Source organism: Candidatus Poriferisocius sp., assembly GCF_965208475.1.
Lineage (GTDB): Bacteria > Actinomycetota > Acidimicrobiia > Acidimicrobiales > Bin134 > Poriferisocius.
This window is the reverse complement of the sequence record NZ_OZ242338.1, coordinates 2512143-2528643: the sequence shown is the minus strand read 5'-3', so window position 1 is coordinate 2528643 and position 16501 is coordinate 2512143. Positions and strand designations below refer to the sequence as shown.

The following is a 16501-nucleotide window of genomic DNA, read 5'->3' as shown; positions in this document are numbered from 1 at the left end:
CCTGACGGGCGGTCAACGGTTGCCCAACCACTGAGCTGACTCTGCTGCCCGATAACGTCGCCCGCAGTGTTGGGTGGGGGAAGCGCATGAGCGCACAACCGGGAACTGGTCGAGGTCCAGCCGTGGTTGCGGCCAGCATGCTGGCGTTGGGCATCGGCTCCAGCCTGGGCTTTTTCCCCGGCTATTTCGCGGCTGCGGTGCGCGATGACCTCGGCATCTCCCGGGCCCAGGTCGGGCTGCTGGTGAGCCTGCACTTCGGCTGCACCGGTTTGGGATCGATCATTGGGGCCCGGATCACCGAGAAGGTCGGAACCCGCACCGCGGTGGTTGCCGATCAGTTGATCGTGGCGGTTGCCGCGTGGTCGGCCGCTCTTCTCGATAGCTATGCCGCTTTGATCGGGGCCGCGGTGTTCGCCGGATTCGGCTACGCCCTGACCAACGCGGCCACCAATGAGGCGGTAGCCGCTGCTGTGCCGGAAAACCGTCGCACGCTGGCCTTGTCGGCCAAGACGTCGGGGGTGCCAACGATGGCACTGATCAGCGCAGTGCTGGTGCCCTGGGCTTCTGATCGCTGGAGTTGGAACCTCATATTGATGATCGGCGGGACCATTGCGGTGGTCAGTGCGCTCAATGCGGCGGCCGTCATTCCCGACATCCGCTCCTCCCGTACACGGGCGCAGCGCCAAGAAACGGTTCTTCCCCGTGGGTTCTGGTGGTTTGCCGTGTCTGCTTTTTTCTTGGTGGGCTCCTCTCAGCCGTTGTTTTCTTGGGCCGTTCCCTATTTGGACGAAGGCCTGGGCACCTCCAAACCGGTGGCGGGCGCCATCGCCGGGATAGCGGCCGGATTGGGCGCGGTCTGCATGTCGCTGACCGCGCTGCGGGCCGACTACCTCGGCCGTGCTCGACGGGTGCCGCTCATCGTCGGGCTGTGCGCGGTGTTGACCGCGTCGGTTCTTGTGACCATGAGCGGCCTGACGTTCGGCCTGGTGGTAGCAACCATTGGGCTGTTCGCCGGGTTCATCGTCCAGTTGGCGGCCATCGGCATCATGCACGCCGCGGTGGTCGACCGGGCCCCCCAAGCGGTGGCCCGGGCTACTGGCGTCACCATGACCGGCTACTACATGGGCGCGCTGGCCACCCCGGTGAGCTTCGGAGCGCTGGTGGATTGGCTCGGCACCTACACCTGGGCCTGGCTGGTGATGGCCCTGGGCAGCGCCGCGGCGGCCGCCTGCTTCGCCCGCGCCAACCGAGTCGGCGAGATGCGGTCTTGACCAGAGATGACCCGACGACCAAGCTCGCTGACGGGTTGATGCCATGAGCTACGAGCATGTGTTGGCGCCGATTGAGATCAATGGGTTGGAGATCAAGAACCGGGTGGTGCGCACCGCCCACGGCACGAACATCGGCCAGGGGCGGATCACCGACGAGCTGATCGCCTACCACGAAGCCCGGGCCGCAGGAGGATGCGGGTTGACCATCTTGGAGGCGGCGTCGGTGCATCCCACCGACATGGGCACGCTGCGGTTGCACGAGGCCTCGGTGGTCGACGACTACCGAAGGCTGATGGACCGGTTGGCCCCCTACGACATGGCGGTGTTCCAGCAACTCGGTCATCTCGGCTATGAGGGGGTGACCGCCGACGGCGGACCGCCGTGGTCGGCATCCGAGCTGGCCGGTCCCAGCATCCGCCGCCCAGCCAAGGCCATGACGGCTGATGACATCGCCGAGCTCACCGATGCCTTTGCCCAGGCGGCTCAGTGGGCCACTGCGGGTGGCCTCGACGGCGTAGAGGTCCACATCGCCCATGGCTATCTGCTCCAGCAGTTCATGTCGCTGGCTACCAACCGGCGCACCGACCACTACGGCGGATCGTGGGAGAACCGCATCCGGCTAGCCCGCGGGGTGGTGGGCGCGGCGCGAGAGGCCATCGGCCCTGATGTCGTGCTGGGGGTGCGGGTCGGCTCAGAGGCAGTGGGCGATGGGGGAGTGACCGAGCACGATTGTGCCGAGCTAGTGAGGGTGCTGGCCGACGACGGCCTCATCGACTACGTGAACCTCACTTACGGCAGCTGCCTGCGCCCCCACAAGATCATGGGCGGGATGCACGAGCCGCCCGGTTATGAGCTCGAGGCCGCCGCTCCCGTGGTGGCTGCTGTTGATCTCCCTGCCATCGTGACCGGCAGATTCCGCGCTCTGGCCGAGGCCGACCAGTTGATCGCCGACGGCGTGGCTGACATGGTGGGCCTCACCCGAGCCCACATCGCCGATCCCGACCTGGTGGCCAAGAGCGTGGCTGGCCGGGAGTCAGAGATCCGCCCCTGCATCGCCGGCAACGACGGCTGCGTCGGCGGCCTCAACCGGGGCCGCTTGTCGTGCGCGGTCAACCCCAGGGTGGGACGTGAGGCCGAGCCGCCACCCGGGCCCAGCCCCCAATCCCGTCGAGTGGTCGTGGTCGGCGGCGGGCCGGGTGGAATGGAAGCCGCTCGACTAGCCGCCGAGCAGGGCCACGTCGTCGTCTTGTTCGAGGCCCGTCACCGATTGGGCGGGGCGGTCCGAGAAGCCCAGCGGCTGCCCACCCGGGGCTTGCTGGGCGACATCTGCGACTGGCAAGAACGGGAGATGTCCCGCCTGGGGGTCGATGTGCGGTTGAACCAAACCGCCGATGTCGAGGCGATCACCGCCGCCCGCCCCGACCTCGTGGTGATAGCCACCGGTGCCACCGGTGCCGAGATCCCCGACATCAGCGCGGTGCCCCAAGGCGGCACCGCCGTAGTAGACGACCGCTTCGGCGGCTACGAAGCCCTCGGCCTGGCTGAGTGGCTGGCCACCCAGGGCCTAGCGGTGACCGTGACCACCCCCGCTCGCCGGGTAGCAGCCAACGCCCTTCTCGATTTGGTGGTCCAGCCTGCTCTGGAGCGCTTGCAGGTTTTCGATGTCCAGATCAAGACCAAGGTGGACTCACCTCCCCAAGCCGATCTAATCCTCCCAGTGGCCAAGAACCCCTACGATCCGCTGTCCGCCGACCTGATTTCGGCCGGACTCATCGTTCACGTCATCGGCGACGCCCGGGAGCCCGGCCGCATCCTTTCGGCCATTGCCGACGCCCATGCCATTATATTTTTCCGCTGATATCTGTATTGCCTATTCGGCGATGAGGTCGGGGCCGATGTCGTCGAAGCGGGGGCGGCCGACCAGGGCCAGGGTGCGATCGATGTCGCTGCGGTAGATGTCGAGCATTCGGGCCACCCCGGCCTCGCCGGCGACGGCCAAGCCCCAGAACCAACTCCGACCGCCCATAGCAGCCCGGGCGCCCAGGGCCCGGGCCTTCACCATGTCGGTCCCCCGCTGGCAGCCGCCGTCCACCAGCACCTCGGCCCGGTCGCCCACCGCCTCGGCGATGCGAGGGAGCACGGCAAAAGCCCCCGGCACTGAGTCGAGCTGGCGGCCGCCGTGGTTGGACACGATCACCCCGTCGGCCCCCCACCGCACGGCGGCCTCGGCATCGGCCACGGTGATCACTCCTTTGACCAGCAGCGGGCCGTCCCACTCTCGCCGCAGCCAGGCCACGTCGTCCCAGGTGCGGGACGGGTCGGCCAACTCCCGGTCCACATAGGCGCCGATTGCGCTGGCATCATCGCCGATGCCCAGATCCACCAGGCTGCCGAAGGTGATGTCGGGGCCGGTTGCCAACTGGCGCAGCCACCGGAGTCGCCGGGCGGTGTCCAGGGCGCTGTTCCAGCGGATGCGGGGAGGCAGCGACATGCCATTGCGCAGGTCGCGCTCTCTCTTGCCCACCACCGGCACGTCAACGGTGAGCACCAGGGCCTCGTAACCAGCGTCTCGGGCCCGGTGTACCAGCGACCGCACCACCTCAGGGCTCTTCCACAGATAGAGCTGGAACCACCGCCGGCCTTCGGGGGCGGCGGCCGCGATGTCTTCCAGCGAGTAGCCCGACCCGGTGCTCACCGCGAACACGGTGCCCGCGGCAGCAGCGGCTCGGGCCGCGGCCAGCTCTCCTTCCCGGTGGACCAGCGTGGCCAGCCCGGCCGGGGCCAAAAGGAACGGCAGCGACACGGGGCGGCCGAGCACGGTGGTGGACACCTCCCGGTCGGCCACGTCCACCAGATAGCTGGGGGCCAGTTCCACGGCATCGATGGCCGCCCGGTTCGCGGCGATGGTCAGCTCGCCCTCTGCGCCCCCCTCGACGAAGTCGAACACCATCTTGGGGAGCCGCCGTCGGGCGGCCTCCCGAAAGTCGGCGTAGGAGTGCCAGCGACTGGCCCCCTTGGGGGTTCGGGCCAGCATCCGGGCCAGGCCGCGCAGTTTCATCGTCTTGTCATCCCCCTGGCATGGCCGCGGTCAAAAGCCTGGTGACGGCCCGCAGCGTTGGCACTTCAAGCCCGTGGCTATCGGCAATCTCCACCAAGTCGGCGAAAACCGCCTGGACCTCGAACGGCCGCCCTCGGTCGATGCTCTGCAATATGGATACCCGTACCTGGGTCTCTCCGGCCGCCTCCATCCGCTTGCCCACGGCTGCCAGCCGCTTATGGGCCTCGGTTCGGCTCTCTTGGGTGAGCGCCCTCACCTGGAACGGGCCGTGGCCGTCGATCAGTCCCACTCCTTCTGCCTCTGCTATGGAAGCCCCTTCGCAGGCCAGGTCGTAGAAGACGTCCCTGGTCTCGGGCATGAGGAAGATGCGGTGGTACACCAGCCGGGTCAGCCCCACCACACCCATGGCCGCGGCGGCCAGTACCCCCTTAGACCACAGTGCGGGGGCGATGTCGTCTTGGACCTCTAGCTTGCGCTCCGGCAGGGCCGCGGCAATGGCCGCCGCCGTGCCCGGCGCCGTGGTGGATAGGTCGCCCAGCAAGGTGGGGCCGTCAAATGAGTGGGAGGCGTGGCCGGGCTGGCCCAGCGTGCCGCCCACCAGCGACACGCAGCCCACCGCAGCAGAACCGAACCGGTCCACCATTGGCTCAGCTTGGCGCACCCCGTTCTGCACCGAGAAGGCAGCTTGGGTGGAGCCCTGGTAGCCGCCTAGCAGTGGGGCGTTGTCGAACGCCTTGCTGGTCAACAGCAAGATGTCGCAATCACTAGCCTCGGCAGGGTCGACGACTGCTCGGACCGCTACAGGGGGCTGGTCGTCGATCCGCAGTCCGTTTCGATTGATTGCTTCTGCGTGGGCAGGACGGGCTACCAGAGTCACCTCGGCACCGGCCTGGGCAAACCAGGCGCCATACACCGAGCCCAGCGCCCCGGCCCCCAGCACAACCACGGTCGTCATTGGCTAGCCTTCATCTGTGCCATAGCCTAGAGCCATGACTGCTCCGGAGATTGTCCACGACGTTGTGTTGGCTTGTCGGGCCTTGACTGTCCGGGGGTGCGATACCGGCATCGGCGGCCATGTGAGCGTTCGGGCCACCGGAGAGGACGCCTTTTGGATCAATGCCTTCGACCGCACCCTGGGCGAGGTGACCGCCGACGACGTGATGAAACTCGACTACGGCGGCAACCTGCTGGAGGGCAACCGGGAGGTGAGCCTGGGATTTGAGTTCCACGCCGGGGTGTACCAGCACCGCCGCGATGTGAACGCCATCGTCCACAGCCACGGCCGGTGGATCACCGCGCTTGCCTCGCTGGCCCGGCCGCTGAAGATGCGCCACAACCTGTGCTGCATCTTCCACGACGACCAGGTGCTCAGCCCCGACGACCGCTTCGAGTCCATCGGGCCGGCCATCGAAACCAACCACACCGTGATCATCCCGTGGCATGGGGCCATAACCGTGGGGGCCACCCTGGACCGGGCCGCGGCCCTCCACGCCACCCTGGAAGACCAAGCCCAGCTCGACGTTGCTCTGGAGCCCACCGACGCCCCGGAGATCCCCGAGCACCTGAGGCTCGGGCTGAAGAAGCTGGTGGACGACCAGGCCGGCTACTTGGAGCAGACCTGGATCCTCATGCGCCGCCAAGGCCAGCGCCACCTCGACGCCCACCCCACCGGCTAGCTACGGCTGAGCTAAATCTCCCATCGAGACCAGCTCGTAGGGCTGGCTCGTCAACCATTCCCTCCAGTCGGCGGTGCCGAACAACTCGTACTCGTCGGTACGGACATGGAAGTTCTCCGGTTCGATCACCTCGATCTCAGCGCCTCCGGGCGCATTGGGGTGGAAGGCGCAGAACACCAGGTGGGTCACGTTGATCCCTGCGGCCAGTGCCCGGTCGATCTGCGCCCGCCACTCCTGTTCCACCGCATCGGGGTGGGCGTTGCGCCGCACCGATGCCACGTCCCGCCACAGATAGCCGTGCTCATCCACCAGCCCCGATGACGGGCCCGCCGAGCTCACCGGTCCCCAGCGGTAGTGGTCCATCTCGGCGTTGAGCGTGAGGTGGATCCCGCAGTCGAGAGCGTCGTCTGTGGCCGCGGTCTCGGCGATCTCGGTGAACCACGGGCACGGCACCATCACCGATCCGGAGGTGATCGTGCCGAAGTGAGACAACTCCGCGAAGGCGCGGTTGGCACCGTGGCACATCCCCACGTCATCGGCGTGGATCACCAGCTGAACCATCGCTCGAAGGCTACTTCTCGTACCATCTGGTCGTGGCTCTGAGTCATTTCCCGTCCACCGCCGACCCCGCTGAGATCAGCGATCACCTGCGCCGTTTCGGTTACGCCATCGTCGACGACGTGGCCGATGGGGCGGCCATGGACCGACTCGAAGCCGAGGCGATGCCCTTCATTGAGGCCTCCGACCCCGGACGCGACGAATACGACGGCCGCTTCACCCGCCGAACCGGTGCTCTGGTGGCCCGTTGTCCTACGGCCCGTCGGCTGGTTATGGACCCGCTGGTTGTCGGCACCGTCAGCCATTTCCTCGGCCATGTCAGCGCGGTGCAACTCCATCTCACCCAGATCATCTCGGTAGAACCGGGCGAGACCCGCCAGAAGCTGCACCGAGACGAGATGGCCTTCGACTTCTTCCCCTTCGGGGCCGACTATCACGTGCAGTGCAACACCATGTGGGCGCTCACCGACTTCACCGCCGAGAACGGCGCCACCCACATCCTGGCCGGCAGCTCAGATGACGAAGCCATCGGCCTGCCCGATGCCCAGGCCGAGATGCGCCGGGGCAGCGTGCTCTTCTATGACGGCAAAGTGCTGCACGGCGCCGGGGCCAACTCCAGCGGAGGTGTGCGCCGGGGGGTGAACATAACCTACGCCGTTGGCTGGGTGCGCCAAGAGGAGAATCAGTACCTGGCCTGCCCACCGGAGATCGCCCGCACCCTCGACGACGATCTGCTGAGAATGATGGGCTACACCCAAGGCGCCTTCGCCCTCGGCTATGTCGGCGACCAGATTGACCCGCTGGCCGCGCTGCGGGGGAGCACCGCCAAAGCCAAGACCATCGGCGCGGTGGCCGAGTTCAACGCAGATGCCCGCGAGTTCGTCACCGACATCGGTGATTCCGAATACCGGGGGTAGCTCGGCCCGGCTCGATCAGCACGGCCAACAAGCACCCGGCTACCGTGCCACCATGGCTTTGATCACCGACCCGTTCCACGCTGGCATTGTCGTCGCCGACGTCGAGGAGGCCATGGCTGAGATATCGGCCGCCACCGGGGTGTCGTGGCACTCTTTGCAGTCGCTCGATCTCGACCTGCTGGTGGACGGCGAAGTGGTTTCAACCAGCGTGCGATTCTCCTACTCGGTGGAGGGCCCGGTGCAGCTCGAGTTGGCCGACGGCCCCAAAGGTTCGTTCTGGGACGTCGATCTCTATGGAGGGCTCAACCACCTCGGCTATTGGACCGACAACCTCCGCGGCGACATGGAAGCGCTGATGGCCGGAGGGTGCGAGCTGACCTACGGAGGGGCTGGCGGCGACGGTGGTATAGAGGGCTTTGCCTTTCTGGTTCCACCCAGCACCGGCCAGAGGATCGAGCTCATCGACGTGGCTATGCGCCCCGCCTTCGACCGCTGGTTTGCCGGCGGGGAGTTCGGCTGATTTCTTGGCCGACCGCTGGCCAGGGGCCCCGGCCGAGACCACTACGCTTGGCAACGTGACCGCTCCCGCCGCGTTCGATCAGATTCCGGTGGTCGACCTCGATCCGCTTTCGGGTTCGCTGGACGAACGGATGGAATTGGCCGCGGAATTGTGCCGGATCTGCCACGAGGTCGGCTTCTTTTTGGTAGTGGACCATGGGGTGTCCGACACACTGAGCGATGACATCTTTGCCATGTTGCGGAAGTTCTTCGACTTCTCCAACGAGCAGAAGGCCTTGATCGACAAGCGGGGCTCCCGCCACTTCCGGGGCTGGGAGCCGGTGGGGGCCGAGTACACCAACTACCGTCCCGACATCCGGGAACAGATCGACTGGTGGACCGAGTGGCCTGCCTATCCCAAAGACGTCGAGCCCTACTACCTGCGCCTGCTGGGCCCCAACCAGTGGCTGCCCGACGAGCTCCTCCCCGGACATCGAGAGCTCACCAACCAATGGTTCGACGAACTGGGTGGCCTGGCCAACCGCCTTATGGGGGCGATTTCGCTGGGGTTGGGCCTGGCCGAGGACCACCTGGAGCAGTACTTCGGCACCCAGACCATGTCGCTGGCCAAGTTCATCCACTATCCCCCCACCCCCGAGGGCGAGGCCGGGGTGAACCCCCACCACGACACCGGGTTCTTGACCGTGCTGGACCCCGGTCCCACCGCAGGGCTGCAAGTGCAGAACCAGGATGGCCAATGGATCGACGTGCCCACGGTTGAGGGGTCGTATGTGATCAACCTGGGGGAGACGCTTCAGGCCATGACCGGCAACTACCTGGTGGCCACCGCCCACCGGGTAATCACCACCGAGGAGCGCTACTCAGCGGGGTATTTCCACGGCCCCTCGTTGGACGTTGGCCTGGCCCCGCTGCCCCTGCACGAGCGCTATGCCGCTGCCGTAGCCGCAAGCCCTCACCACAACAGCGCCGGTTTCATGGCCAGCATCGCCGAGACCACCGCCGGCGTGGCCGAAATGTCCAGCTCTCATCGTCCCTCCACCTACGGCGAGCAGCTCTGGAACTACTTCGCCCGCAGCTACCCCGATAACGTCGCCGCCCACTACGGCTGAGGGAGGGGCACCGAACAAAGGGCAGGGCCCGGAGCGGGGTTGGGCTTCGCTCCGGGCCGTGGGGATGGGTGGTGGTCGGGACCGGCGTCGATCCGGTGACCTTCCGCTTTTCAGGCGGACGCTCTGCCAACTGAGCTACCCGACCGTATTCTGTTGTGCGGTCCCGACGGGATTTGAACCCGCGACCTCCGGCTTGACAGGCCGGCGTGCACTCCAAACTGCACCACGGGACCTTGTCGTCGCTGCCCTGCTAGGCAGTGACGGGGTCCATTTACTCTACCCGCGCGCTGTGGGGCCTTCTCCATTCATATTGAGCTTGGTTGGGCCTGCCCAGTTTCCTAGTTCCCACACCACCGGTGGGGCGGCGCCACGATGCCGACGAATGCCCCGAGCAGACGGGCATGCTCTGCGACTCCCATTGCCGCCTGACATCTATTGCTGCCGAGCCGTTGGGGGTTAGTTGGTGATGGTGGCTTTGGCTTTGGCGGTGTTGTTGGCGGCGCCGATGAGGTAGACGATGTGGAACTCGATGTGTGCGTCGATGCCGGCGGTGGGGACGTTGACGGTTGCGCCGGTTTCGCCGCTTTCGATGGTGATGGTGATGACGTCGCCGAGTTTTCGGTCGTGGGCGACGGCGTAGTAGACGGTGACGTCGCGCGTTGAGCGGCAGCTCAAGCTGATCTCGAATTGGAGGTCTTGGCCTTTTTGGGCTGTGGCGTCGGCCACCGACACCCTGGGGTTGGCGGCGCAGTGTGGGATGGCGGGCTCGGGGGGCGGGTCGTCGTCGTCGAGGATCTGTGCGGTCTGTGCTGCTTGCCGGCCGATCTCATAGCCGCTGCCTGCTCTCAGCGTGGCGCTGATGGATCCGTCGGGCTCATCCGCGCTGTCGTCAGTTGTGGCCACTGTCAGGGTGGCCTGCGATGCGCCTTTGGGAATCGTCACCGTCCGCGTGCCGACCGTTGCGCCCCAGTCGCCCGACGAACTGACATCGACGCTGACGTCGAGGTCGGCCGCGACCGGCGACGACGCGGTGATAGTGAACGCGGCAGCGGTTCCCTCGGTTCCGCCGGTGGCGGCGGTGATGTCGATCTGCGGGGGCGGGTCGTCGCTGTCGATGATCACCACGGTGGTGGATCCGTCGGCGCGCTCGACGCCGTCGGGCCCCCAAGAGATGCCCAGCGTCACCCCCTCGGTGCTGCCGTTCAGCGTCGGCGCCCGACTGCCGGTCCCATACGACACAGTTATCGCCTGATCGGCCCAGTCGCTGTCAGCCACAGCCGTCAACACCAACTCAACACGCTGATCACCCGGCTCCAACACAACACCGTCAACACCCGGCCCGAACCTCACCTCGAACTCATTCGCGAACACCGCGTCGGGATCATTCAGATCGCGCATCGTCCAATGCGTCCCCTCATCGCCGCCAGTCACGCTCAACGGCACCGTCAGCGTCTCCCAAGACCGCAAAACACGCGTCGGCGCAATGGCGAACAGCGCCTGATTGTCAAAGCCCGTGCCGTTCTCGTCGATCGACCTCGAAAAGAAGATCATGTACACCGTCAGCGGGTCCACATCATCATCGGCCACCGCGACGGTGGCCTCGCCCTGGCTGTCCGAAACCACATAGCCCGCGTCCGCGCCCGGCGCGTCCAAAGCGGCGGTGACAGAGCCGTCGGCCTCGTCTGTGCTGTCGCCGGTCGTGGCGACGGTGAGAGTCGCCGTGCCGCCCGCGGGGATGTTTACGGTGCGCGGCCCGGTGGTGGCACCGTAGTCTCCCGCGGCGGTGACTGTGACGGCGACTTGCACCGCGGCGGCGGGGGTGGCGGTCACCGTGAAGGTCGCGTCGGCGCCCTCGGTGACGCGGTCGGCTGGGGCGGTGATGTTGATCTCGGGGATGACCGGCGGGGGGTCGTCGTCGTCGGTTATCGGCGCGGTCTGCGATGCCTGTGGGCCGACGGTGTAGCCGGTGCCCGCGACCAGTGTGGCGGTGACCGACCCGTCGGGTTCGTCGTCGCCGTCGTCTGCGGTGGCGATGGTCAGGGTCGCCTGGGAGGTGCCCGACAAGATCGTCGCCGTGCGCGAACCGGTTGCGACGCCGAAATCGCCTGATGCGGTGATCTCCACGGCCACATCGAGGTTGGCTGCCGGCTGCGGCGCCGCGGTGATGGTGAACACCGCATCTGTGCCCTCGGTCCCCCCCGAGCTGGCCGTGATGTCCACCTGCGGCGCCGGGTTGTCGTCGTCGGCCACGGCGACCGTGGCGGTGCTGGTGGCGCCCAGGTCGTAGCCGGCGCCGTCTGCCAGTGACGCCGTCACTGACCCATCTGCCTCAACTATCGCATCGTTGATGGTTGCGACCGAGAGCGTCGCCGTTCCCGAGGTCGGGATCGTCACCGTCCGGGCGCCGGTCGTCGCGCCGAAGTCCCCGACGGACGACACCGTCACATCGACCGCGATCGGGCTCGCCGGCGCGGGGGCCGAGGTGACGGTGAAGGTCGCGCTGTGGCCCTCGGTGACGTCGGTTCCGGCTGCGATGGTGACCACCGGCGGCGGGTCGTCGTTGTCGGCGACGCTGACCGTGGCGGTGCTGCTGGTGCCCACGTCGTAGCCGGCGCCGTCGGCCAGCGTGGCGGTGATCGACCCGTCGGGCCCGTCGATGCTGTCGTCTCGGGTCGCGACGTAGAAAGTCGCGGTGCCGTTGCTCAACACGAGGGTTCGCCGCCCCGACTGGTAGGCGAAGTCGCCGGTCTGGGAGACGTCCATGGTGACGGTGAGCGGGCTTGTGGGTGCGGGCACCGCGGTTATGGTGAACGCCGCGGCGGCGCCCTCGGTGATGTCGGCGCCGGCGGAGATGGCGACCGCCGGCAGGGTGTCGGTGATGGTGCCGGTTCCTTTGGGCTGCCCTAGGGCGTTGGCCGCGCCCGGGGCCCACACCACGCTGAGGAGGACCTCGGCGGCGTCGGCGGTGGGCACGCTCACCGTCGCGGACGTGTCGCCGCTGGCGAACGTCACCGACTTGGTGGGGGACCAGTCGTCCCCGTACACGACGTAGTAGTGCGCCGTGATGCTGCCGCTGTAGCGGCAGCTCAAGCTGATGACGAACTCGAGGTCTTCGCCCCGCACAGCGGCAGCGTCGGCCACCGACACCGTCGGCCTGCCGGCGCACGCAGGCGGCAGGTCGTTGTCGGCGACGGTGATGGTCACCGGCCCGCCGAGCGCGAGACCTCCGGCGACGCCCGAATGGGTCGGGGCTCTTGTTCCGGTGCCGAACGCGAACGTGATCGGCCGGTCGAACGCAGCGTCGTCGTCTATGGCCTCGAAGCGCATCACCGCCATGCTCCCTCCCGCGGTGAACTCCACCGCGGTGGCGCTGCCATAGCCGGTGCGCACCACGCCCGGCCCCGCCGGGTCGCCCAGCCGCCAGTCGCTGCCCGGCACACCCGACACCGTTATCGGCACGCTCACCACCTCGCCGGCTCTGAGCGCCCGGCTCAAAGCGATCTCGAAATCGGTCGCGCCCCCGTTCTCAGAAATCGAGGCGTCCGCCGCCGACAAAGAGACCGCCACCGGCACCGGGCCTCCGTCGTCGTCGGCCACCGCGACGGCCGCCGTGCTGCTGGCGCCCAGGTCGTAGGCGAGGCCGTCGACCAGCGCGACGGTAACCGACCCGTCGGGCTCCCCTAACGAATCGCCAACCGTTGCCACCGACAGCACAACCCGGCCCGAAACAGGGACCATCACCGTCCGCGGGCCAGCTGTGACGCCGAACGCGCCCTGCTCGGCCACCGTCACGCCCACCGCCAGACCGGCCGGCGGCGCCGAATCGGCGGTGAGGGTGAACTCCGCCGCCGAGCCCTCCGCGACATCCGGGCCCGCCGCTATCGACACCCGAAGCCTCGCAGCGTCGTCGTCGAACACCGCCACAGTGGCCGACGGTTCCGACGGCGGCGTGTAATCGGCGCCCGCGACGACCGTCACAGTAACCGACCCGTCGGGCTCCCCAACCGAGTCGCCGGTGGTCCTCACCGACAGCACCGCGCGGCCCGACGCGGGAATGGTGACCGTCCGCGCGCCCGTTGTGGCGCCGAACGCGCCCTGCTGGGCCACCGTCACGCCCACCGCCAGACCGGCCGACGGCAACGGGTCGGCGGTGAGGGTGAACTCCGCCGCCGAACCCTCCGCCACAGCGGGGCCCGCCGCTATGGACACCACCGGGGCGGACTCGTCGTCGACGATCCTCAACGTGATCGCAGCCGGATCGGCCACGCCGTTGCCGCCGCTCACCGCAGCGGACACCTCGAACGTCTTCGCCGCCGACCCCGACAGCTCGTACACGTCGTTCTGCGACGCCGCGAACGCCACCGGCCCCGAACTCGCCGTCGAGCCCGCCGGGACCCTCAACACCGCCGGCGAGCCCAGCCACCCGTCGCCGGCCACCGCCGGAGCGACCGCAGACGCGGACAGGTTGACCGTCACATCCTTCGACGACAAGCCGCTGAGCCGCGCGGTGAAATCCACCGAGCCGCCCTCGGCCACCGACGCGCTCGCGGCGTGCAACGACAGCACAGGCAGCGGATCATCGTCGTCGATCGCCACCACAACCATCCCCGACGCGGGCCGATACCCCAACGGCAAAGCACCAAGCCTCACCGCGAACGACTCCTCCCCCTCATGCACCACGTCCTGGGCGATCGAAATCTGGGCCGTCGCCGACGACGAACCCGCCGGCACCGTCACCGACGCCAGCGCGGTGTAGTCGGTGCCCGCCGAAGCAGACACACCGGCGAACGCCAGCGGCACCACCAGATCCTCGGTCGGCGCCGGGCCGCCCACCGACACCGCCACATCCACACTCCCACCCTCCGCGACGCTCGCCGCCGAAACCGACAAAGAAACCGGCTCCGTCGGCCCGCCCGTGTGCCCCGTCACCTTGACGCCCCACGAGCTGATGACCTCCCTGTAGCTGTCGTCGCAGTGCAAGGGGTGCCGGAATCGGCGATCACCGCAGTTCGGCCAGGTCGGCATGTGCTGGATTCTCAGCTTCCAAGTGCCCCTCGCGTTCTCGCCCAGGTGGCGCGACGACCCGAAATCGAACGAGCCCCGCAACGAGCACCGGCCCACCCTGCAATCACTGTCTTCCGGTGCCAGGAGGGACTCGGCGCCCGACGGCGACACCAGCGTCCACCGATAGTCGCGGACGTCCGATATGTCGCCGGCGACGGTGACCTTGACGTGCTCGGTGAAATCGATGCTCGTCTGCAAATCCAGGGCCAGTTCGATCTCCCCGCCGCGCCCCGGCAGCGCCACATCGCCGGTGTGCGAAGCCGCGTAAGTCTGCATCGGGGGCAACAGCGTCCAGCCCGCAGCGGCAGCCACCGCGGCCTCGGCGTCCACCAAACCGAAGCCGTACCGGTAGTTGAACAAGTACACCTCGGCCCCCGGCCCTGTCGAACTGTACTTCCGGGCGCCGCTCATCCAGCCCGAGTCCTGCGCGTCGACTATGAGCGCCGTGTCGGCCAGGATCACCTTCACATCCCGCCACGTCAACTCGGCGTTCACGCTGCGCATCAACGCGATCACCCCCGACACCATCGGCGCAGCCGCGCTGGTTCCGCCGAAATGGGCGGTGTAGTGATTCTGGCTCACAGGCGCCAGGATCCCCGCCTGGCCCCGCTCCCTTGCCAGCCCGCACACCCAAAGACTGGGGCCCTCCTCGGAGAAATCTGCCTGTATCCCCGCCGAGTTCACCGCGCACACCGTGATCATGCCGCGATGGTTGTTGGAGGCCTCCACGGCCTCCCAGTAGCGTCCTGGACGAGTGCTGTCGCGGCCATTGCCGGCCGACGTCACATGGGAGGTCCCCTTGCCGCCGAACCCCTGCTCGAGGCTGGTCTCCAAAGCCCGCTGAAAAATCGAGCCAGCCGGAGAGAGCCCCTGGCTAGGAGGATCGCCGTAGCTGTGGTTGGCCACCGCCACCGTCGCCATGTCGAGCGTCAGCGCCTCGGCCCTCTTCGCCGAGGAATAGCAGTCCAACAGGTTGTAGTTCACCAGCGTGGCCCGGGGCGCGACCCCGCGCCCGCCCACCGCGTTGTCGCGGGCGCCGACAACCCCGGCAACCGCAGTGGCGTGAGTCAGGCTCTCAAAATATATGTGGTAACACATGTTCCTGGTCCGCGCTTTGTCCACGTTGTCGACGAGGTCCTCGTGGTTCGGATTCCAGGTGGTGTCCACCACCGCCACCGTCACCCCGGCCCCCATCGTCGTGGACCACACATCGCCGATGTTGATATCGATCCTCGGATCGCTGACTCGCACCGGCACCCAATACGGGGAAAACCGGTAGTCGCCCGACGCGTCCAGGTGCCACTGGCAGCTCGACAGCTCGTCGGGCCAGGGGTCGGTGTATGCGTTGCATCGGCTCCTCGCATCCGCCGTGTGCCAGGTACAGCCCTGGTAGGCGACCGAACAGTCTCCCGAGGCGACCGACGAGACCTGCCCCATCTCGAACGGCGTGAACGTGTTGGGAACCGCGGCCTCCACACCCGGCTCGGCCGACAACGCGTCGGCCAGACGCAGCGACTCCGCGTCAGAGACCGTCTTCACCAAGAACGCGTTGGGCAGCTCGCCCAGCGGCGACACCCGTTCCGGCGCGACGCCGTGGCGGCGCCACACCGCGTCGATTGCCGGCCCGCCCACATGCGGACCGAACAGCACGTTCACTCCGCCCACCAAAAGATGCGGCTGCCCGGTGTCGGACACGAACCAGGTGTCGGGCCTCGCGGCTGCTCCCGCTCCCGACGCTGAGGCCCCCGACGCGTTCCCAGCCGCTCCCGGCGCATAGGCGGTGGCCGCCGACGACGCGGCCAACGACCGGGCATCGCCCAGCTCCGCGACCTCCGACTCACCCAACAGGCGCAGCGGAACCGCGCGGCCACCGTCTTGCATGGTCCAAACACCGTCGGGGCCCACCAGATCCAAAACCCCCAACTCATGCACCGCCTCGCCCAGCCCCGGACCGCCCAACCCGTCCTCAGGCGCCAGCCCGTCGCCCAAACCGAACTCCCCATCATCCCCAGGGGCAGGCCCGTCGCCTGAGCCCAACTCCCCGCCATCGACCGCCGGCGACTCCACCCCCACCACAGCCCCGCCCCCAGCGGCGAACGCCGACTCGAACTGCGCCGGCTCGCCCACCGCCGGCGCGCTGTGGAGCGCCCCGCCCAAAAGCGCCAACACCAAACCCCCAGCCCCCAACCGCAGCACCAAAAGAGACCTGAGGCTCCGCCGACTCCTCACCGCAAACACCCTAGACCAGCCACAACACCCCTATCTCAAAGACTGCCTGGGTTCGCACCCACCTAGCGGCGTGTCGGGTACCCGGGGTGCCGAGCCAATG

General features: G+C 67.8%; 10 protein-coding genes and 2 tRNA genes. 6 read left to right on the top strand and 6 right to left on the bottom strand.

What is annotated here, in order from left to right:
* Positions 1 to 86: 86 nt before the first annotated feature.
* Positions 87 to 1271 carry an MFS transporter gene (locus ACOGXA_RS11785; protein WP_419924066.1) on the top strand — a complete coding sequence of 395 codons (1185 nt, stop codon included), beginning with the start codon at positions 87 to 89 and terminating at the stop codon, positions 1269 to 1271.
* Between the two features lie 43 nt (positions 1272 to 1314).
* Entirely contained in the window at positions 1315 to 3129 is a 1815-nt protein-coding gene (locus ACOGXA_RS11780; RefSeq protein ID WP_419924065.1) for an NAD(P)-binding protein, read from the top strand.
* A gap of 12 nt (positions 3130 to 3141) precedes the next feature.
* Here the strand turns inward: ACOGXA_RS11780 and ACOGXA_RS11775 are convergent, their stop codons facing one another.
* Positions 3142 to 4329, bottom strand: coding sequence for an alpha-hydroxy acid oxidase (locus ACOGXA_RS11775; protein WP_419924064.1), 1188 nt, complete (start codon positions 4327 to 4329; stop codon positions 3142 to 3144).
* A gap of 7 nt (positions 4330 to 4336) precedes the next feature.
* Complete coding sequence (locus ACOGXA_RS11770; protein WP_419924063.1) at positions 4337 to 5284, bottom strand: ketopantoate reductase family protein; 948 nt, start codon at positions 5282 to 5284, stop codon at positions 4337 to 4339.
* Between the two features lie 34 nt (positions 5285 to 5318).
* Here ACOGXA_RS11770 and ACOGXA_RS11765 point away from each other — a divergent pair, with 34 nt between their 5' ends.
* Entirely contained in the window at positions 5319 to 6005 is a 687-nt protein-coding gene (locus ACOGXA_RS11765) for a class II aldolase/adducin family protein (protein WP_419924062.1), read from the top strand.
* Here ACOGXA_RS11765 and ACOGXA_RS11760 read toward each other — a convergent pair whose 3' ends face one another.
* The gene (locus ACOGXA_RS11760; RefSeq protein ID WP_419924061.1) at positions 6006 to 6566 is read right to left on the bottom strand and encodes a ChbG/HpnK family deacetylase; all 561 of its coding nucleotides are present in this window, start codon (positions 6564 to 6566) and stop codon (positions 6006 to 6008) included.
* Positions 6567 to 6598: 32 nt separating this feature from the next.
* Here ACOGXA_RS11760 and ACOGXA_RS11755 point away from each other — a divergent pair, with 32 nt between their 5' ends.
* From ACOGXA_RS11755 to ACOGXA_RS11745, 3 genes are read left to right on the top strand one after another with little or no spacing between them, the layout of a single operon-like run.
* The gene (locus ACOGXA_RS11755; protein WP_419924060.1) at positions 6599 to 7480 is read left to right on the top strand and encodes a phytanoyl-CoA dioxygenase family protein; all 882 of its coding nucleotides are present in this window, start codon (positions 6599 to 6601) and stop codon (positions 7478 to 7480) included.
* A 52-nt stretch (positions 7481 to 7532) separates the two neighbouring features.
* Entirely contained in the window at positions 7533 to 8000 is a 468-nt protein-coding gene (locus ACOGXA_RS11750; protein ID WP_419924059.1) for a VOC family protein, read from the top strand.
* 55 nt (positions 8001 to 8055) lie between these two features.
* Positions 8056 to 9108: an isopenicillin N synthase family dioxygenase gene (locus tag ACOGXA_RS11745; protein ID WP_419924058.1), complete on the top strand. Its 1053-nt coding sequence runs from the start codon at positions 8056 to 8058 to the stop codon at positions 9106 to 9108.
* Between the two features lie 69 nt (positions 9109 to 9177).
* Here ACOGXA_RS11745 and ACOGXA_RS11740 read toward each other — a convergent pair.
* The 3 genes from ACOGXA_RS11740 to ACOGXA_RS11730 all read right to left on the bottom strand — a co-directional run bounded on the left by ACOGXA_RS11740 (position 9178) and on the right by ACOGXA_RS11730 (position 16401).
* Positions 9178 to 9253 (bottom strand) — tRNA-Phe (locus tag ACOGXA_RS11740).
* Between the two features lie 13 nt (positions 9254 to 9266).
* Positions 9267 to 9341, bottom strand: a tRNA-Asp gene (locus tag ACOGXA_RS11735).
* Between the two features lie 223 nt (positions 9342 to 9564).
* Positions 9565 to 16401, bottom strand: a complete 6837-nt coding sequence (locus tag ACOGXA_RS11730; protein WP_419924057.1) for a S8 family serine peptidase — start codon at positions 16399 to 16401, stop codon at positions 9565 to 9567.
* Positions 16402 to 16501: the final 100 nt, after the last annotated feature.

What these genes read in the sequence shown, in the direction of transcription:
- ACOGXA_RS11785 (WP_419924066.1), top strand. Translation starts at nt 87, where the DNA reads ATGAGCGCACAACCGGGAACTGGTCGAGGTCCAGCCGTGGTTGCGGCC.
- ACOGXA_RS11780 (WP_419924065.1), top strand. Translation starts at nt 1,315, where the DNA reads ATGAGCTACGAGCATGTGTTGGCGCCGATTGAGATCAATGGGTTGGAG.
- ACOGXA_RS11775 (WP_419924064.1), bottom strand. Translation starts at nt 4,329, where the DNA reads ATGAAACTGCGCGGCCTGGCCCGGATGCTGGCCCGAACCCCCAAGGGG.
- ACOGXA_RS11770 (WP_419924063.1), bottom strand. Translation starts at nt 5,284, where the DNA reads ATGACGACCGTGGTTGTGCTGGGGGCCGGGGCGCTGGGCTCGGTGTAT.
- ACOGXA_RS11765 (WP_419924062.1), top strand. Translation starts at nt 5,319, where the DNA reads ATGACTGCTCCGGAGATTGTCCACGACGTTGTGTTGGCTTGTCGGGCC.
- ACOGXA_RS11760 (WP_419924061.1), bottom strand. Translation starts at nt 6,566, where the DNA reads ATGGTTCAGCTGGTGATCCACGCCGATGACGTGGGGATGTGCCACGGT.
- ACOGXA_RS11750 (WP_419924059.1), top strand. Translation starts at nt 7,533, where the DNA reads ATGGCTTTGATCACCGACCCGTTCCACGCTGGCATTGTCGTCGCCGAC.